Source organism: Arthrobacter sp. MAHUQ-56 (assembly GCF_019710585.1).
Classification (GTDB): domain Bacteria; phylum Actinomycetota; class Actinomycetes; order Actinomycetales; family Micrococcaceae; genus Arthrobacter.
The window spans coordinates 308,987-327,017 of the sequence record NZ_JAIFZQ010000020.1 but is presented as its reverse complement, the minus strand read 5'-3'; the positions used below and the strand labels follow the sequence as shown (position 1 = coordinate 327,017).

Genomic DNA, 18,031 nt, shown 5'->3' with positions numbered 1-18,031 from the left:
GCGTACCCAAAGAATCGCACCTCAATCGTGCGTTTATTGCTAATCCGGATGGGGAACAGTTCTTGTACTGGGTAAAGAACAGGGGGAAATCCGTGGAACGGTCTCGCGTTGCTGTGATTATTGAGGACGAGGAAGACGTCCGGGAGCTCATCGCGGTGGTATTTCGGCAAGCCGGGTTTGTGACGCACGGCGCGCCAAGCGGGGAAAAGGGCGTGGAACTGGTCCGCCAGCATGATCCGATGATTGTCACTCTCGATATTGAGATGGCAGATATGGACGGGTTCGAAGCGGCGCGGCGCATTCGCCTGTTCAGCGACAGTTACGTCATCATGCTGACGGGTCGGGACGATGAGGCGGACGCGATGATGGGGCTGGACAACGGCGCGGATGATTACATAGTCAAACCCTTTCGTCCGCGTGAATTGCGCTCCCGGATCAACGCACTGCTTCGGCGTCCCCGTTGGCAGGAGAGCCCAACGCCCGCGCTCAAGCATCGCGCGGGAGGCAGCGGCCGCCGTTCTGCCGAGCGGCTGGAGCACAACGGCTTGGTACTAAATGTCCGGACGCGGAAGGTGGAGGCGGACGGAATTGAACTGGATCTCACGGGCCGGGAATTCGACCTCCTCCACACGCTCATGGAAAGCACTTGGGTTTACCGCAGCAAGGCCGATTTGGCGCAGAAGCTCCGTTCCGTCCACTACGAAACCGGAGAGCCTGTGACGCGCAGGGAGGAGTGGGCAGTCGATTCCCTGATAGCCAGCCTGCGCGAGAAGATGGGTGACACCGAGCGGCCGTACCGTTGGCTTCGCGCGGACCCCGGGGGTTACTCCTTGGTGCTTTAGCGACCCGACCGGGGCGTCCGTGCATTTATCCCGGGGACGGCCAACTTGTTGCAACGCCGCTTCATTGATCAGTTTGCGTGGCAATATGGATGACGTTACTAGTCAAGTTTAGTAACTGATGTTCGGGGGAATCATGGTTCGACCTGGAGTAAATGCGTGCCCTTCGTTTTCGACGCTGTGGCGCCTTTGCGATTTCAAAGAGAATGCAGCCCGGCCCACAAGGGGCATGCGGAAGCGCTCCATCCATGACGCCGAAAGATAGGCAGAGCGGCTCACGCCGCACGCCGGAGGACGACTCTTCCCGGCACGACATGACCCGCGGCCACTGGTCCTGGCCCATCCTGTCGCGGTGGTGGGCACTGCTGCGCAGGCAGCGCCGTCAATCCCCCCAAGCAACTGAGGCGTCCGGCCTTCTGGACGTGGTGCTGGCCACCAGCCGGGAATGGTTGTGGACGATCGGACCGGAGGGCACGTTCACTTTCTCGGGTCCGATGTCCCAGGAACTTGTCGGGTATCACCCATCCGAACTGATAGGGCAGCACTACAGCCAGGTCATCGGGCCCGAGGACCTGGCTGAAGCACTCCGCAATCGGGCAAAAAGGGAAGGTGCTGACGCTTCCTGGTCCGGCCTGGTGACCACGTGCCGGCACCGGGACGGCAGCCGGGTCCTCGTTGAGGTGTCCGGCCGCCCAGTCCTCGACGGACAGGGCCGTGTCCGCGGCTTCGAGGGAACCACCCGCGCCTTGGACGTACCCACAGCCAGCGACCTTGCAGAGCAGGAAACCCGTGCCGGGGTTGAGGCGATGCTTACCTCCCGCACGCTGTTGACAGCTTTCCAGCCCATCCGCGCCCTGGATACTGGCACCGTGATCGGGGCGGAAGCGCTAACCAGGTTTTTGAGCACCGATGATGGCCGCATGTCCCCCGACGCATGGTTTGCCGGGGCCGCGGCCGTGGGTCTTGGGGAGGACCTGGAACTGCTGGCGCTTGAGGCCGCCCTGTCCGCTGCGGCGCACCTGCCGGAAGACCTGTACGTGGCCCTCAACCTTTCCCCCAGGACGTGCCTGAGCGGCCGGGTGGCCCCTCTCCTTCGGAATTCCTCCATTCCGCCCGAACGCATTGTGCTGGAGCTGACGGAGCACCATGAAGTGGGCGACTACGGCCACCTGGAAAGGGCACTCGCACCGTTGCGGCGAGAGGGTTTGAGGATTGCTATAGACGACGCCGGCGCCGGCTTCGCTTCCATGCGCCACATCGTCGAGCTTAGGCCGGACGTGATCAAGCTCGACCGGAAAGTCATCACCGGCATCAATGCCAACACTGGCCTGCGGGCCCTTGGCGCAGCAATGGTCCGGTTCGCCCGGGACATCGGGGCTTCGCTGGTCGCTGAAGGGATTGAAACCGAGGCTGAACTCGATGCGTTGCGAGCGCTGGGGATGGACGCCGGCCAGGGCTACTTGCTCGGCCGCCCCACTGTCTCCATGGAGGAATGGAAGCTTTGGTCCGGCACAATCCACCTGGAAAACCCGTCCGCCGCTACACCAAAGCCGAACCACGGGCCCGCGTCGCATTAGCGGGGGCCGGGCCGCGTCTGCGACGACGAAGATGCCGGCACCTCAAGTGGGAGTGACTTCCACTGGCCGTGACAAAACGAACTATCGGCTCCGTGCACGTCGTGGTAGTCCGTCATCTTTATGGCTAGGGAAACCGCAGCAGGGCGAAGTGTCTGCAGCGTCCACTTGGCAGGATCGGTCTAGGCGGGGTGGATACGCGGTAGAAAAGGCTCCCGAAGAGGGGAAGGCGTTAGCCGTCGAGCGAGGCAGCTGTGCTGTACCGCGGCACCACGACGTGCACCGCGTTGCGGTCGACGGTGAAGTCCGCGGGCGTGACCGTGGCGATCTCGCCGTCGAGGTTCACCGGCATCGGCGGCTCGGTCACCAGCCGGACACGTTGGGTGGTCAGGTGGTACACGCCGTCGCGCTCAACGAAGCTGCCGTCTTTGAGGAGCCGGGCGATCCTCACGTGCTCCCGCAGCGGCGCCCCGGGAATGGCATAGATATCGAGGGTGTGGTCATCGATTCCGGCCGTGGGCGAAACCGCGTTGCCGCCCCCGTAATGCCGGCCGTTGCCTACCGCGACCTGCAGCATGTCCTCCAGCTCCAGCACTTCATGGTCCCCTTCCGGGAACTCGAGCCGGGCACGGAAAGGCTTGTGTTTGGCATACGCGCGGACGGCGGCGACTCCATACGCCAGCGGCCCCAGACGCCGCTTCAGCCGCGGGCTCAGGCTTTCGGTAACACCGACCGACAGGCCAACGGACGCGACGTTGAGGAACGGCTGGCCATTCGCCCGCCCCAGATCGATGTCCACCACCTTCCCGTCGGCGAGCGCAGCACACGCCGCGTCAAGGTTGCTGGGGATTTCCAGCGTGCGGGCAAGGTCATTGGCTGTCCCCAGCGGAAGGACCCCCAGCACGATCCGGGTTCCGGCGAGCCTGCCGGCCGCAAAGGACACGGTGCCGTCGCCGCCGCCCACTACCACCAGGTCATGCCCGTCGGCAGCCACCCGGTCGAGGGTCCCGGCCAGTTCCGCGCCCGACCGGATGTGGTGCACGGCGGAGACAGGAAGGCCGGCCCTTTCCAGCTTGTCCAGAACGAGGTCCGGCGCTGCCGCTGCCCGGCGCGCGCCCGCATTGATCACCAGGGCAGCAGAGTCCGCGTCTCGGGCAGCTTTCATGGTGACCATCCTAGGTGGATGAACCTGCGAGAACCCCGGGGCCGACGGCGGCAGGCCGCCGGAGACGGTGAAATAACGGCGGCGGTGGGTGCGTTTTTCCATCAAGGGTTTAGCGGTTCACCTGCAGGAGGACTCCATGACCAGGATCCAGGTCATCATGGGAACAACCAGGACCGGACGCTTCAATGAACGGGTGGTCCCCTGGGTGCTCAAGCGGCTGCAGGACTACGGGTTCGAGGTGGAGCTGGTGGACCTGCGCGACTACCCGTTGCCCTTCTTCGACCAGAAGCCGCCGTCCGTGACGAAACGCAACTACCCCAATGAGGACGTGGCACGGCTGGGCCGCAAACTCGATGAGGCCGAGGGGTTCGTCATCCTGACCGGCGAGTACAACCACGGCTACCCGGCTGTACTGAAGAACGCCATCGACCACACGTTCGTGGAATGGCAGCGCAAACCGGTGGCTTTCGTCGGCTGGGGCGGTGTGGGCGGGGCCCGCGCCATAGAGCAGCTGCGGATGGTGGCTGTGGAACTCGAGATGGCTCCGGTGCGCCATGCCGTGCACATTCTTCCGGAGATCATCCGCCCTGCCATGCAGTCGAAGGATCCCTCCGACTTCAGCGTGTTCGAGCCGATCGAGCCGAAACTCCAGGCCCTCGCGGAAGGGCTTGCATGGTGGGCGCAAACCCTTTCCAAGGGGCGGGCGGCTTCGGATTAGGCGGATTGTTCCCGTGGTCCGGAGTGACAGATCAGCCGGCACCTGACGTTGGCGCGGGAGCAAGGGTTTCCCCGTCCCCGGAAGCAGCAGTGGGCGCGGGCGTCGCCCCGTCAACGGACGACGACGGCTGGCCGCCTTCCGGATATTGGCCTGCCGGTGCGGTGGCTTCTTCGGTAGCAGCTGGGGAAGTCACGATGGTTCCGGTGGGTGGGGCGGCAGGGGCGGACGGGCCGTCCACCTCGGATGACGCGGTCGGCTGCGGGGAAGCAGCGCCGCTGGGACCCGCCGTCGCGGCAGAACTTGCCGGGGACGTCGCGGCTGAACCGGCCGAGACCGAGGTGCCTTTGACGATGGCCGTGATCTGCTCCTTGAATCCGTTGAGGGCGGCCTGGATGTCGGAGAGCGGCACGTCCTGGATGTTCCGGCCGTATTCCGCGATCCGGGCCCACAGCGCCTCGAGCTGCTGCTTGCTGTCCCCGTCCAGCGGCCCGTCGAGGGTGAGGACCAGCTGGCTCGCCACCGCGTAGGCGAGGCAGTCCAGGCAGTTGTAGTTCGCGGCCGCGGAGAGGTTCTGCGGGACAATCACATCTGTCTGCCCGACTATCAGGACCACCTGGAAACCAACGGCCACCGCGGCGCAGCCCGTGCAGTTGGCGAAGGCGTAGGCCTCGTTGGTGCTGGTCACCGGTTCCCCGTCCTCGGCCCACACCAGCGCAAAGGCCACACTGTAGGCCACCGAACCGTCGGTGGTGTTGACGGCGAGCGCCTGGTTTCCGTCCGCCTCCGGGGCGGCAGGCCGGTCGAACGGGAACACCCAGGACGGCGCCGTGCCAGCAGAGGTGCCAGCAGGAGCAGCATCACCGCCGGTTGGGGTAGCACCGGATGCAGCCTTCTCCACCGGTACCAGCACCATGCTCAGCTGCGGGTTGTCCCGGGTGGGCTTGGTGGCTCCGGCCGGCCACAGCGCAACAGTCTGGCCGGTGGCGCCCTCCCGCAGGACACCGGTCTTCCGCTGCGGAAGGATGGCCCGGGTGGCGTCACCCAGCGTCCCGCGTTCGTACGCCTGCACCGGACGGTACGTCCCGCCGTCGGGCCACCATGCCCAGGCGAGCCCTGCCAGCAGGGCCGCAACGGCGCCCATGGCAACGGTCCGCTGCAGCGCCTTGCCGCGGGTCTTCTGCCACAGGCCTGCCACCAGTTGCCGGAGGAGCCGGACCACGATGTAGACGATGCCGAGCAGCGGCACGGCCACCACAACAATCGCCAGTGTCCGCACGGCCGCGCCCGCAAGATCCCCGGCGGAGAGCGAGGCCGAGAGCATCTCCTGCTGTTTCCCTGCGCTGGCCCAGCCCGTCGCGAGCAGCCGAGGGAGGGACAGCACCATCATCACCATGCTGAACAGCAGCACAGGCACCGTGACCAGGACCCAGGCGGTGACCACGGCGCGCGCCCAAGGTTTGAGGACCTTGCTTTCAGGGTTGCCCCAGCGCCACGGCAGGATGCCCAGCAGGGTGGGCTTGATGCGCTGGAAGAGGTCCGGCACGCCGGTGGCGTCGGCCAGGATGTGGTAGCCGTCGTACTTCACCAGCGGGATGAGCTGGCGGACCATCTGCAGGATCTGCGTGACCACCACCAGCAGGAGCGCATCGAAGCCGGTGGCCCACCACAGGCCCATGATGGCCACCGCCACGATGGCGTTGAAGTACAGGCCGCCCAGGTCGGTGCGGATCCTGCCGCCGCGGCCCAGCCGGTAGGAGTCGGTCACGTCGGTAAAGAAAGCCGGCCACAGCAGGTACAGCCCGGCGCCCATGGCCCCCGGCGTGGCCCCTCCCCTGCGGGTGGCGGCGGCATGGCCGAATTCGTGGAAGCCGGCGGAGAGGATGGTGACGGCGAGGATCAGCAGCAGGAGGGCCGGCTGCGCGAATGCCTCGTGCGTGGCAGAGCCGAGGCCCTTGACCATGAGCACCCACCAGCAGGCGGCCAGGAACGTGGCCGTCACGGCCACCACGATCAGCGGGTTGAAGAGTACGGCGAACGGTGCCGTGATCCTGCGGGTCCGCTCGGGGTCGGACACGATGTACCGGAACCGCAGGCCCAGCAGCGGGTTGGACTTCTTCACCTCTGGCTGGGTGCCGTGGGCGAGCCGGAGCACGCCCATCGGCAGCAACTGCGAATCCATCAGGGTGCGGACGTTGTCCGGGCTGACCAGCCGGCCGGACCCCTCGCTGGCGTGCCGGGCGATGCCTTCGAGGTCCCGCGTCCCGTCGGCGGCCTCCAGCACCAGGTACAGGAGGCGGGTCAGCTGGAGGGTCTGGCCGTCGGCCCGGCGCACCAGGGCGGGCGGCTCGCGGTAGCCGGACCCCTCGGCGGTGCCCAGGAGCTGGACACCGTCGGCGCGCGCGGGAAGGTGGGCACCCGGCGTCGTGCTTTCCTGTGCACGGGGATCCTGGGCGGGGGTGGCGCGTGACGACGGCGGGGCCGCCTCGGGAGGCGGCCCACCGTGGGTTTGGGTCATCTGTGGTTACTGCTGCAGGTCGGACTGCTGATCGGCCGTGGCGTTGGCCTCGCCGTCGATGTGCTGCGAGATGGTGGCGCTCTGGTCCGAGATGGCGTACGCCTGGCTGTCGATGGAGCCGATGTTCGCGGCCACGGCGGCATCGATGGGCGCGGCCACGTTGGCGTTGGCGGCAACGGCGCCGTTGATGGGGGCGGCGATGGCGGCGTCGGCGTCCAGGTTCACGTCGACGTTCAGGAGGTTGCCGTTCAGTGCGCCGCCGACGGTGTCCGTGAGCCCTCCGGTGCTGGTGGGATCGGTGACCGTCCCTGCCGTTCCGTCCGTGGTTCCGGAATCGGTGGTGCCTGCGTCGTTGGTGCCGTCCGTGCCGTCGGCCTGGCCGATCACGCTGTCCTGGGTGGAGTCGGCGTTGGCGTCGGCGGTAATGCCCTGGTCGATCGTGGCGTCCTGGCTGGACAATGCCTGCGCGTCCGAGCCGAAGGAGAGGATGTTGGCCGAAGCGGCGGCATCGATGGGCGCGGCCACGTTGGCGTTGGCGGCGACGGCCAGGTCGATGGGTGCTGCGGCGTTGATGCCCAGGTCCAGGTCCGCGTTCAGGTCCAGGACGGACGCCACTTCCTTGTCCGGCAGGGCGGTGGCCTGCTCCGCCATCAGTTCTTCATCGGTGAGAGGACGCATTTCGTTGTCCATGCTTGAGAAACCTCCGGTGCGGCGCGGGTGCTCTGCCCCCAGCGGACAGCCCGCGCCCCACAATAGTAAGCATGATTAGTAGTTCTGCGTAGCCCTTGGCCAATGTGGCAGTGTCCTAAGGAGGCATTTTTGAGCCGCTGCTGCAGGCTCCCCGCTGCGGGGCGCTGGTTCCGACGTTCAGTCGTCCTTGTCTTTTCCCTTGCCCCTGGCAGGCGGCTTGGGTGCTGCGGGGGCGGGCGTCTGAACAGTCGGCGTGGGGCTGGGGGGCTGGGTCATGGCGGCCAGGTCGGCGTTGACGAGGTCGATCGCCGTCTCGATGTCCTGGCGGCGTGCCGGTGAGATGTCCCCGTTTGCGGCGGCAGCGGAAACGTCACTGGCGAGCAGGTCCAGTTCGGCCTTGGCGGCAGCCAGGTTGTTGTCGGCGGCGGCCTGGGCCACTGACTGGAGCCGGGCATTGAGCTTCTCCGCGGCACCGGGCTGCAGATCAGGAGGAGTGTTCGCGCACCCGGTCAGGATGCCCGCCGTCAACAGGGCCGCGGCCGCGATGCTGGAGAACCTGGCTGGTGTCTTGATCATGGTGTGATGCTTCGCTTCAGCTGCTCGATGTGCAGGCCCAGGTCCCCTGGGATGCTTGGCAAGGGTTGCGGCGCCTGCGGCGACGGGGCCTGGACATTGAGAACGGCAACAACCACGAGCGCAAGCACAGCCAGTGCGACGCCTCCGGCGGCGAACACTTTTACCTTGCGGGATATGCGGTTCAACAGCTTCCGTACCCGCTGGCCCCCGGCCGACAGACCTGGCGCTGCCGCCACGCTCGCGTATTCATCGGTGTCGCCGGGGAGGCTGGGGATCAGGACCCGTGTCCGGCCCGGGGATGCTCCGATACGGGGCGGACGGTCCGGCATGCCAGGCATTCTCTGTGTCCCCTGCCCGGGGGTGACGGGCAGCACCCCGGGCGTGCCGGATCCGGCTGCGGCCCGAAGCGCTGTTTCGACTTCGCTCGCAGTGGGGCGGGCGGAGGGTACGGTTGCGGTCATGGCGGTGAGGAGGGCACCCCACCGGGGGCCGAGACTGGCCGGAACCCGGGGCGGGCGGTTCATGCGTGCAACGGCTGATTCGATGCCGGTCCCGGGGTACTCAACCGCCCCGGTGAGGCACTCGAGCAGGACGAGTCCGAGAGAGTAGATGTCGCTTTCCACCCCGAGACGGGTCCCGGAGACTTGTTCCGGGCTCAGGTAGGCGGCGGTGCCGACAGTAGTTCCTGTGGCAGTAAGCCGGGAGCCTTCGAGCAGGCGGGCGATCCCGAAATCCGTGAGTTTGGCGTGGGCAGGGCCGCCTTGCATGGACCCTGGCAAGAGAATGTTGGCCGGTTTGATATCCCGGTGGACTACCCCGCGCCCGTGGATGTAGTCCAGGGCCGAGGCCAGCTCGGCCCCGATCCTCGCAACATCGGCGGCGGGCAGCGGGCCACGGCCCAGCCTGGTGTGCAGGTCGGGTCCGTCGATCAACTCCATGGACAGGAAGGTCCGGGGCATGCCCGGCGCCGTGGTGTCCGTCCCGGCGTCGTACAGCGTTACCAGGGCCGGGTGGTTGAAAGTGGCCAGGAGGCGCATTTCCGACTCGACCCGTTCCCGGCCGCCGACGGCGCCGGGCTGGGCCTGGAACAGTTTGAGCGCCACCTCACGGCCCAACTGCTCATCCCGCGCCCGGTACACCGCTGCTGTTGCCCCCTGCTCGATCAGGTCAAGGAGCCGATACCTTCCAGCAATTGGAAGATCCGCTTGTCCAGGAAAGGAATGCTCCGGCACCGCCACTCTCACCTCCTGTTCCTGGACCCGGGCAAAAACATAGGCACGGCTTCGCCCAGGTTTTCACAGCTTCTGCTTTGCGCGGTCTATTGGTACCCGTCCACAATAGCGGCGGCGATCTCCTTGTAGGCCCGCCGCGTCTCCGGCTTCAGCACATCAAGGGTCACCAGGTCCCCGTCGGCCACGCCCCGGTCGTGCGGCACGGCGATGAGTTCGCGGCAGATCCCCGACAGGTGCTCCTGGATCGCATCCTTGTCCACCCGGGAGGACACCTCGTCCTTGTCCGTGATCACCACAATGGCGTTCCGGGCCAGGTCCTCGTAGCCGTGGCTGGCCAGCCAGTGCAGGGTGCTGCGGGCACGCTTGGCGCCGGACACCGCGTAGCCGGCAGCGATCACCAGGTTGTCGGCCGACTGCAAAATCCCGCTCATCGCGTTATGGGTCACGCCGGTGCCGCAGTCGGTCAGCGCCACGGAGTAGTAGCTGGAAATGAGCTTCCGGATGCGCAGGTACTCCTCCGCGGTCAGCGAGTCCGAGACCTCCGGGTCCTGCTCCCCCGCGATCAAGTGCAGCCGGCCAGCGTGGTGCATATAGCGCGCCAGGGCCGTCAGCGAATCGATGGATTCGATGTTCCTGAGCAGGTCCGTGATGGTCCGCGGGCTGGACTGCTGGTAGATCCCCTCGCCCAGCGCGCGCTCCACCAGGTCCCCCGAGTCCGGGTTGGCGTCGATGGCGCAGGGCGCATCGCCACGGTATTCGGCCAGGGTCAGGCCCACGCCCACCGTGGTGGAGGTCTTGCCGATCCCGCCCTTGAGGCTCAGGATGGCGGTGTTGTAGCTGCCCTGCAGCTGCCGCGAAATCCTGCGCCCCAGCTCGTCCTCCTGGCGCTGCTTGGGACCGGGCCCCAGGTTCCACGCGCCGCCGGTCAGGTTGTACAGCGCACCGCGGAAGCCGCCCACGGGACGTGGCTTCTGCTCCTTGACGAACAGTCCGGGCGAGCTGATGAAGTCCGGCATGGGGCTTTCGGAGATCGGCTCGGCCACGGTGGGCCGGCTGCGGCGGAAGGAAGGCTCCTGGGCGGGGGCCTCCGGGACCACCGGGTCCCTGGAACCAGATTGATCGCCAAAGGCAACAGGCACAGGCACGCCATCAGCCGGAGCGGCATCCACGGCAGGGGCAGCGGATGCAGACGCAGGTGCGTGCGACGGCTTGGTGGCATCGGCTGCCGCGGCCGCTTCCGCCCAGGACGTGCGGCGCGTGACAGGCCCTCCGGCCGCGGTGGAACTTGAAGGGGAAGGGTTTACGGTTGACATGGTTCCTGTCCAGGCGTCCTGAACTGAACCGTCGGCGCGACGAAGGTCGCGGCGTCGGCGCAGCTCGGGCTGCCCTGCATCCTCTGCGTGGGCGCCTGCATTCTGCTCCGCCGGATCTGGCATGTTTGTCCCCCCGGACGCTCGGCAAACTGTTTCTGCGGCACTTGGTTCAAACAGTAAGTCTAAGTGCTGGAGCCGGGTTGCTCAGCCGGGCTGTCTATTCAGCGGTGGGTAAGTGCGGCCGCGACCACCGCAACCGTTAGCACCATGAGGACGGCAAGCACCGTGTAGCCCACCCACTTGGGGCGGCTTCTGTGGGGGTTGATATCGATGTACGGCATACTAGGAGTTGGTACCTCGGGGTGCGGAACGGACTGGAATCCGGAGCGCGCGGCGCTTGAGCCGCAGCATCTGGTAAAGGACCACAAAGGGAAACAACAGGGTGCCGAGCAACGCGCAGAGCGCAAAAGCATAGTCTGAAAACGCCACAACAGCCTCCGTTGGTGATAGTGGACCCCTCATACCAAACCACGCGTCAACGAAATTGACAAATTTGGTCAAGTACCCTGCAGCCTGCAGCCTGCAACGCCAATGTTACAAACACAAGGGCCTCCCAGCAGTGGTTTTAGCCTGCGGCTTTCCCTGGCGCAGGCTCCTGTTACTGAACGCCTTGGCTTGCGCGCCAGTTCTCCTGCAGGCGCTTAATGAACCAGCGCGATTGTTCCGGACCGTACGGCAAGACAGGGATGGCCTTCGTGGCATCGCTGGGCATGTCGCGGATGGACTGCCGGGCCTGTCGGACGGCAGTGGTCATGGTGTTGGCCATGGTCTTAACGAATTGGTCGCTGCAGGGCGTCCCGTGACCCGGGATCAGGAACTCATAGCGGTGGCGCAGAGCGGAGATGTGCCGGAGCACGTCCGCCCACTCCTCCGGGTAGGAGTCCTCGAAGGATGGGTGTGCGCCCTGCTCCACCAAGTCGCCCACGTAAAGAGTGGTGGAGGTACCCACCAGGAGGTCGCCATCTGTATGGCCCCTGCCAAGGTAGAAAAGGGTTGCGGTGAGTCCGCCCAAGTCAACCAGGACGGGCTGGTCCTTGACTATGGCGTTGGGCACCACGAGTTCCACGTTGCGCCCCTCCCCGGCGGACATCTCCGGTTCAAGCGTTCCCACAAAGCGCCGCTGCAGGTCACCGCGCTCGTCGATCTCGGTGGCACAGTTCCGGTGGGCCCAGAATTCGGTGACACCAGCCTCTGCAAACACCGCATTACCGAAAAAGTGGTCGTAGTGGGCATGGGTGTTGACGACGACGAGCGGCAGCTGGGTTTTTGCCCTCACCGCGTCCAGGATTTCGCGTCCCTGCCGAGGGCCGCAGCCCGTATCGATGACCATTGCCCGCTCCGCACCGATAACCAAACCGGTGTTCAGCAGCGAACCCTCCGTAACCAGAACGTGGTTGTCTTCACCGACTTCGAGCCATTCCGACATTGTTTCTCCATACCTCCGACAAGCAGTGCGTTCCGACTGGGCTCGATTGTACCTGCGCGGTGTTGGAGTTCCGTGGACGCAGGCGGGCGTGGGGCATGGATGTGGCGGCTGTACGGCCGAGACAGACCCTGCTCGGACGGTCCCGCGCTCGATGGGGGTACGGGCTACTTGTTTGCCTTGCCCTGTTCCTTGGCGGCACCCGTTGCTTTGCTCTGTGCGTCCGCCGCGGCTGCGTTGCTGTTCAGCGGGGAGGCGCTCGGCACGGTCCAAGAGACCGAATTCGCGGCCGGGTTTTCCTTCTGGTAGTCCGTCATCTTTGTGTCGCTGGAGATCGAAGCGGGGTGGAGGGGCTGCAGCATCCATTTGGCTGGGTCGGTGTAGGTGCCGTTGAGGATCGTTTCGAAGTGGAGGTGGCACCCTGTTGACGCACCCGTAGTCCCTACTTGGGCGATAAGTTCCGAGGCCTGCACGGTCTGTCCGCGACGGACCGCGATTCCCGCAAGGTGGTTGTAGGTGGTGATCAGCCCATTGCCGTGGTCGATTTCCACCCTGTTGCCGCCGCCCCAGGGGTGCCAGCCCACTGCCCGCACCACTCCGGCGTCCGCGGCGTAGACCCCCGTTCCGCAGGCTGCGGAGAAGTCAAGTCCCCAGTGGAACTCTCCCGCAGATCCGGTGATGGGACTGGTCCGGAGACCGAAAGGCGAACTTGGCGCAAGCGATTCCAGCGGCGCCTCCAAAGTCCCAGCAGCCGGCCGCACCGGGGTGGAGGACACTTTGATTTTGGCGGTCTCTTTCCTGGCTTCGGTGCGCACCATCGGACGGGTGTAAGCCAGCCGCGCCTCCGCCGAAGCGGACAGGGCAGCGGAGGTTGATTCGGGATTCTGTCCAATCCCCGTGGCGGCGGCTGGTGCGGTCCCAGTGCTGCCGGGCGCGTGGCCGGAAGCGGAGACGGAGCCGTCCGCCTGGAGCCCGACGGCAAGGACGGCGAGAACAGCGGTGCCTGTGCTGATAACCAGGCGTGCGGCACGGCGACGGTGCTGCTCCTTACGGCGGACAGCAGCCCGCGCCAAATGTTTTGCCAATATGAATCCCCCAATAGTGGCCGCCCGAGTGCCAGGAACTCGGCAGCGTTTTAACCATGGGAACATGGCCGGCAAGCAGGGAATCCGGATCTGCGGATAACCTATGTAAACCCTCGCGTGGGTCTTGCCGAACTGCGCCAGTCCTTGCGGAAAGTTGGGGTCAGTCGAGGGAGAGCGGTGAGCGCCTTCATGCCCGGCACGGCGGGGTCCACGCCGGAGGTCCTGACGACCGCCACGGCGTCGCGGTAGGTGGGTGGGCGGCGACTTCGACGTGATGCTGCTGGTCCGCTCCGTGGACAACATCGACCTGCGCCGGGTCAACTTCGACTAGCTGCAGCTCCATGCCCGACTGCCGGGAGTGACATGGCCTACCCGTTCGCTGCCGCTTACCTGCCGGCGGGGGGCGGAATCAACCTCGCCTGGGCGATCACGAATGTGTAATTCCTGGTCCCGTACGACCTGCCCATTACCGGCCGCTGATGGTGGTGGCGATAGCCTTGCTGGCGCTAAGCCGTTTGATCAGACCATCTCGCAAACGTTTAGTGTGCGTCTCGGTAACTAAGGACATTCCGTATGCGGAGGCCGCGACTACGGAAAGGACCGCGACAAATCCCACAGCAGAGGCGCCCGTGACCTGCCAGCGCGCCTCGGAAGCTGGAACAATGAAGGAAGCTAGGAAGGCTAGCACCGGAACGTGGATCGCGTACAAGGAGTACGACCACTCGGCTGCCGACGAGAGCGGCTTCAGCACGAAACTGCGGGATGGCTTCACAGAGAACAGGGCCACCATAGCAGCGGCAGGCAGTGCGACGATAAGCTCCAACCCGTGGACACGGCTGCCAAAGGCAACGACCGCGATACTGGTAAAAACCACAGAGGACACTGACGCCATACGAGCCAGGGCCAGGGACCGAAGTTTTATGGCAAAGACACGGGCTGCGACCCGTTCCTGCTGCCATCCAACGCCGGCGCCCAGCAGCCAGGCGGGGAACATCAGCAGAACGTCCGGTCCAGCGACGATTCCGCCAACCACGACGAAGATTCCAGAAGCAATTCGGCTCCTAGTCTCAAACCTTCGGGAGAGCGCGACGAGTATAGCGGGGAACAGGGCATAGTACCAGAACTCATATGCGAGCGACCAGAGCGGTGAGTTGGTGCCAAGCGTGGGCACGTGGATCGACTGCACGAAGAACAAGTTTCCGAGTGTTTCGGCTACACCCAGCGTTGGAACCGGCCCGTCTGCCGGGATAACCGTGTGGTAATCGGGTGATCCGGAGTAAACCATGCTAGACCCGTTGACCTCCGAGCCGAGCCTGTCCAGCAGTTGGGTAAGGATGATGGCCGGGGCCAAGACCAGCCACAAGCGGCTCAGTCGCGCAATGCCATATCTGGACCAACTGAACGAACCAGCTGAGACGCTCCTGGTCGTTGCTCCGCCAACCCAGTATCCGCTGAGAACGAAGAAGACAATCACCGCCGGATGCCCCAGGGATCCGGCCAAGTACACCGCTTGCACTAGGACTGATTTGGACTCGGCGTCGCTGAAATCCACGAAGAACAACGCCCGCAAATGACTGATCACGACGAGAAAAGCGGCGATTGTTCTGACGGCGTTCAGCGAAATATTGACACGCTGGCGCGCCCGATCCCCCATTATCATGCGAACAGTATCCCACGCTTAGGTTCGGGACTGCCGCGGCTTTTGTTGACTCTGGGTTTCAGGCCGCTGTAAGCGCGGTCAGTCCGGTTGATTGTTTCATATTTCGATATGGATGGTTTCCCCAGCGGTTTTTGCCTACGCTGGCGGTGGTAGGTCCGCTCGGTCCAAGTCGTGATGGCCCGTCCGAGGTATGTATGGTGAGCCACCAGTGACGGTCCCAGACGTTCTTTTGCAGCAGCGAGAAGAAGGACTCCATCGCGGCGTTGTCCCGCACGCGCCAACCATTCCCATCGATCCTGTTAGCCGGGAGCGATTCGAGGAAGCCGTGGGATCGGAACTCCGCGCTGATCCCCACCATGTGGAGCTGCATCCTAGCGTCGCGTTGCTAGGACTTGCATATAAGTTCGTTTGATATAGAGGCATACGGGATGCAGCCGCTTGCACCAGCAACAGAACCGGCAACGAGGAAATGGGGCATCCTCTGGGCGAGCGACATCGGAAATGCAGACTGCGCTAGAAGCTTACAATAAGGAAGTCCAGAAGAGTGAGCACTACCAACCGACCGGGCCCGTAGCCGGCCACTAAAAGAGCGTCGGCAGCGCGTCTTGAAGAAAAAGTGTCCCCCCAACACAATGAGGTAACCCGCGAGGTTCTTGCTAGCGGACGGCCCATTGCCGTAGTTTCGTCACCGACAGCCCCAGCAGCTTCAGTATTGTGGTCGGAGCCTTGGGGCGGAATGCGACAGGTGTTATAACGGCGACTTTCCTTACAGGGCCAGCCTCACAGATGAGTGCGAGGATGTCTTGGATATCCTCGTCCGTAACTCTGCCAACCTCTTTCTCAAACCGTCTATTTCGTTGCGCCATCCTCCGAGGTTAGGAAGAACTGGCATTCGGCACACGGGTACCCGATACCTGTATTTCCGCTCATGGACCACTTGGTATCGTTACAACGGCTGATTGAGCGGAGCGGAATAGAAGCCTCAGCCACATCCACCCACAATCGCTGCGATGATCTCCTTCTATGCCCACCGAGTCTCCGACTTTGACACGTCTAGAGATACTAATTCACCTCGACACTGCCAGAGCACGCGGAGCAGCGATGACATCGCGGCAGATCCCGGCTAGGTTCTTCTCAATAGCATCCCTGTCCACTCGCGAGGACACTTCATCCTTGTCCGTAGTCACTACGACGGCCTCCCGAGCTTAGTCCTCATAACCACCTCTCTCAGTACCTCGAGCGAGAAAACCTTGCGCTCGTTTTGGACCTAAAGTCCACCTATTGAAGTCAGGCCGGCTCCAACAGACAACAAACCACTGCCGTAATAATGGTCCTAGGGGCAATTTCAGGACGTCGATGTGCGTGCCGCTTTCAACATGAAAGTTAACGCCAACACGACAACCCGTCAAAATCCTTGAGGTCCAACAATTCTCGCTGGAGCACCCACAGCAGTAACTCCAGAGGGAAGATCCGAAATGACCAATGTATGGGCGCCGATTTGCACATCATTTCCAACGGTGATGGGTCCCAATAGGGTCGCCCCGGTCCCGATCGTGCAGTCATCTCCGACGGAAGGGTAGCGATTCCCGCTCTCAGCACACCTTGGCCGCAGCTCACCCAGGGTCACCTTTCCAAGGATCATGCAACGAGAGCCGATCCGGCTCCCGCCCCCGATAACGACCCCCAGAGGATGTTTGACTACAAGACCAGGACCAACAGTGCACCCGTGGCCGACTTCGCCGCCAGTAATCCGAAGGTTGGCTAAATGAATAAGCCGTGCAATTAAGAAGATCCCCCGCGACTCCAACTCGGCTTGAACCCGCATCAGCAGAACAAAGATAAGCCCCGGCTCGGAGAGAACCTTGCTAGCAAGGCGAAAACCCGAAGGACGTTGTCCTACCCCAATGAACTGTTCTACATCAGCTAAAAAACTTTCCCGATTAGACATCATACGAGCGACTCTTCCTACTTTGGATAGATACGAAGACTAACAGCGCTAGGCTTTGCAAAGAGGTAACAACGGGAAATGTTTCAATAGAGAATGGGGACGAGAAATACAAGACCAGAACAGTTATAAGAGCGACAGACGCATAAAAAACAGAATATTCAAAATGACAATTTTGCGAAAGAAGCTTGACTGCGATGAGAACCCATAAGGAATCGAGTAACACCTGAAGAATCATAAGCGCCAAAAATGCATGAGAGGGGGCGATAGCGCCGAGGGTCCAGACGGAGATAATCCACTGTCCACCGAGGAGTAGGGCAATAGAAGCCGCACAAAATACCACAGAAGAAGCGAGAACGACCCGGCGCAGAAAGCGATCGGCCTGGCGTTCAAGCCCAAGTGCATACTGCTGCGTCATATGTGGCATTATGCCATTCGAAACGACATTGCTAAGTTGTCGAACAGTGCTAACCATCGTGCGTGTTGTCGAATAAAGGGCAACTGCATTCGCGCCCAAGGAGGCGTGAACTGCGAGAACCACTCCCTGGTTCAAGACGGCATTACCTAAAGGCAGGGCCGCAGATCCGATTGTCGGTTGCAACATCCCCCGCATTCCGGAAGAAGTAGGCCTAAGCGGCAAGAAACTTGTCCACGGCGCACGTCTTCTAGTCGTTCGGTATAAGAAGAAAACCCCCGTCAAGCGACAAACTAGCATTCCAGAGACCGCAAGAGCCACTGACCGAGTCAAATACAGAAACGTCACTCCAGCCGCAAAATCCAGAATTCTCAATGCCGCAAGCCTAATCCACGCATCGGCATACGCATTCGAAGCCCTCATTGCAGCCTCCAGCGCAGAGGAAACGATGAATAATAAAGAATAGCACGTATATTGAATGACAATAAACTTTGTCTGGACCTGATCAAAGGGCGCAAATTGCAGTGAGGTCAGCCCGATAAAGATGATCACCGTGACTAAAATGAAGACTACAAGTGAACCAACAATAAAGACGCCCATGCGAAACAACTGAACCGCCTCTCGCACCTCACCGGCCGCAATCAATCTTGTGAGCCGTGTTGAGAGTGCACTGAGGAGACCAAAATCTGCCAGGGTCAAGGCGCTAGGTATAGCAATAAGAACCAGAAACGATCCATATTCCTCCGCAGTTAACACATTTAGATAAGTGGGTACCTGAAGTAGTTGGACACCCATCACGGAGAAAAGCGTAAACCCCTGTC

14 protein-coding genes and 2 pseudogenes are annotated in these 18,031 nt (G+C 63.2%); 4 read left to right on the top strand and 12 right to left on the bottom strand.

Annotated elements, in window-relative coordinates; genetic code table 11:
• Window positions 1-113 precede the first annotated feature (113 nt).
• Both K4G53_RS13860 and K4G53_RS13855 read left to right on the top strand, forming a co-directional pair.
• Window positions 114-842: a response regulator transcription factor gene (locus K4G53_RS13860; RefSeq protein ID WP_308287887.1), complete on the top strand. Its 729-nt coding sequence runs from the start codon at window positions 114-116 to the stop codon at window positions 840-842.
• Window positions 843-1,087: 245 nt separating this feature from the next.
• Entirely contained in the window at window positions 1,088-2,416 is a 1,329-nt protein-coding gene (locus K4G53_RS13855; RefSeq protein WP_221386265.1) for an EAL domain-containing protein, read from the top strand.
• 229 nt (window positions 2,417-2,645) lie between these two features.
• On the opposite strand, the gene K4G53_RS13850 is transcribed toward K4G53_RS13855, so the two are convergent.
• On the bottom strand, window positions 2,646-3,578 hold the full coding sequence (locus tag K4G53_RS13850) for a lipid kinase (protein ID WP_221386264.1): 933 nt from the start codon (window positions 3,576-3,578) through the stop codon (window positions 2,646-2,648).
• 136 nt (window positions 3,579-3,714) lie between these two features.
• Between K4G53_RS13850 and K4G53_RS13845 the strand changes: the two genes are divergently transcribed.
• Window positions 3,715-4,296 (top strand): NADPH-dependent FMN reductase, encoded by a 582-nt coding sequence (locus K4G53_RS13845; protein WP_221386263.1) that lies wholly within the window; start codon window positions 3,715-3,717, stop codon window positions 4,294-4,296.
• A gap of 31 nt (window positions 4,297-4,327) precedes the next feature.
• On the opposite strand, the gene K4G53_RS13840 is transcribed toward K4G53_RS13845, so the two are convergent.
• The 7 genes from K4G53_RS13840 to K4G53_RS13810 all read right to left on the bottom strand — a co-directional run bounded on the left by K4G53_RS13840 (window position 4,328) and on the right by K4G53_RS13810 (window position 13,190).
• Complete coding sequence (locus K4G53_RS13840; protein ID WP_221386262.1) at window positions 4,328-6,811, bottom strand: hypothetical protein; 2,484 nt, start codon at window positions 6,809-6,811, stop codon at window positions 4,328-4,330.
• Window positions 6,812-6,817: 6 nt separating this feature from the next.
• Window positions 6,818-7,501 (bottom strand): peptidoglycan-binding protein, encoded by a 684-nt coding sequence (locus K4G53_RS13835; RefSeq protein ID WP_221386261.1) that lies wholly within the window; start codon window positions 7,499-7,501, stop codon window positions 6,818-6,820.
• 177 nt (window positions 7,502-7,678) lie between these two features.
• The gene (locus tag K4G53_RS13830; RefSeq protein WP_221386260.1) at window positions 7,679-8,077 is read right to left on the bottom strand and encodes a hypothetical protein; all 399 of its coding nucleotides are present in this window, start codon (window positions 8,075-8,077) and stop codon (window positions 7,679-7,681) included.
• Window positions 8,074-9,309, bottom strand: coding sequence for a serine/threonine-protein kinase (locus K4G53_RS13825; RefSeq protein WP_221386924.1), 1,236 nt, complete (start codon window positions 9,307-9,309; stop codon window positions 8,074-8,076). Before K4G53_RS13825 ends, K4G53_RS13830 begins: the two co-directional genes overlap by 4 nt.
• A gap of 86 nt (window positions 9,310-9,395) precedes the next feature.
• Complete coding sequence (locus K4G53_RS13820) at window positions 9,396-10,745, bottom strand: MinD/ParA family protein (RefSeq protein WP_221386259.1); 1,350 nt, start codon at window positions 10,743-10,745, stop codon at window positions 9,396-9,398.
• A gap of 535 nt (window positions 10,746-11,280) precedes the next feature.
• Window positions 11,281-12,108 carry an MBL fold metallo-hydrolase gene (locus K4G53_RS13815; RefSeq protein WP_221386258.1) on the bottom strand — a complete coding sequence of 276 codons (828 nt, stop codon included), beginning with the start codon at window positions 12,106-12,108 and terminating at the stop codon, window positions 11,281-11,283.
• Between the two features lie 164 nt (window positions 12,109-12,272).
• Window positions 12,273-13,190: a M23 family metallopeptidase gene (locus tag K4G53_RS13810; protein ID WP_260323602.1), complete on the bottom strand. Its 918-nt coding sequence runs from the start codon at window positions 13,188-13,190 to the stop codon at window positions 12,273-12,275.
• Between the two features lie 253 nt (window positions 13,191-13,443).
• Here K4G53_RS13810 and K4G53_RS21335 point away from each other — a divergent pair.
• Window positions 13,444-13,518 (top strand): annotated as a pseudogene (locus tag K4G53_RS21335) (transcriptional regulator); the annotation flags it as partial.
• A 138-nt stretch (window positions 13,519-13,656) separates the two neighbouring features.
• On the opposite strand, the gene K4G53_RS13805 reads toward K4G53_RS21335, so the two are convergent.
• The 4 genes and pseudogenes from K4G53_RS13805 to K4G53_RS13795 all read right to left on the bottom strand — a co-directional run bounded on the left by K4G53_RS13805 (window position 13,657) and on the right by K4G53_RS13795 (window position 17,909).
• Entirely contained in the window at window positions 13,657-14,850 is a 1,194-nt protein-coding gene (locus K4G53_RS13805; RefSeq protein ID WP_221386257.1) for an acyltransferase, read from the bottom strand.
• A gap of 80 nt (window positions 14,851-14,930) precedes the next feature.
• Window positions 14,931-15,162 (bottom strand): annotated as a pseudogene (locus tag K4G53_RS21330) (IS3 family transposase); the annotation flags it as partial.
• Between the two features lie 1,093 nt (window positions 15,163-16,255).
• Complete coding sequence (locus tag K4G53_RS21535) at window positions 16,256-16,492, bottom strand: serine O-acetyltransferase (RefSeq protein WP_374226174.1); 237 nt, start codon at window positions 16,490-16,492, stop codon at window positions 16,256-16,258.
• Between the two features lie 298 nt (window positions 16,493-16,790).
• A complete protein-coding gene (locus tag K4G53_RS13795) occupies window positions 16,791-17,909 on the bottom strand; it encodes a hypothetical protein (protein WP_221386255.1) in 1,119 nt (372 codons plus the stop codon).
• Window positions 17,910-18,031 lie beyond the last annotated feature (122 nt).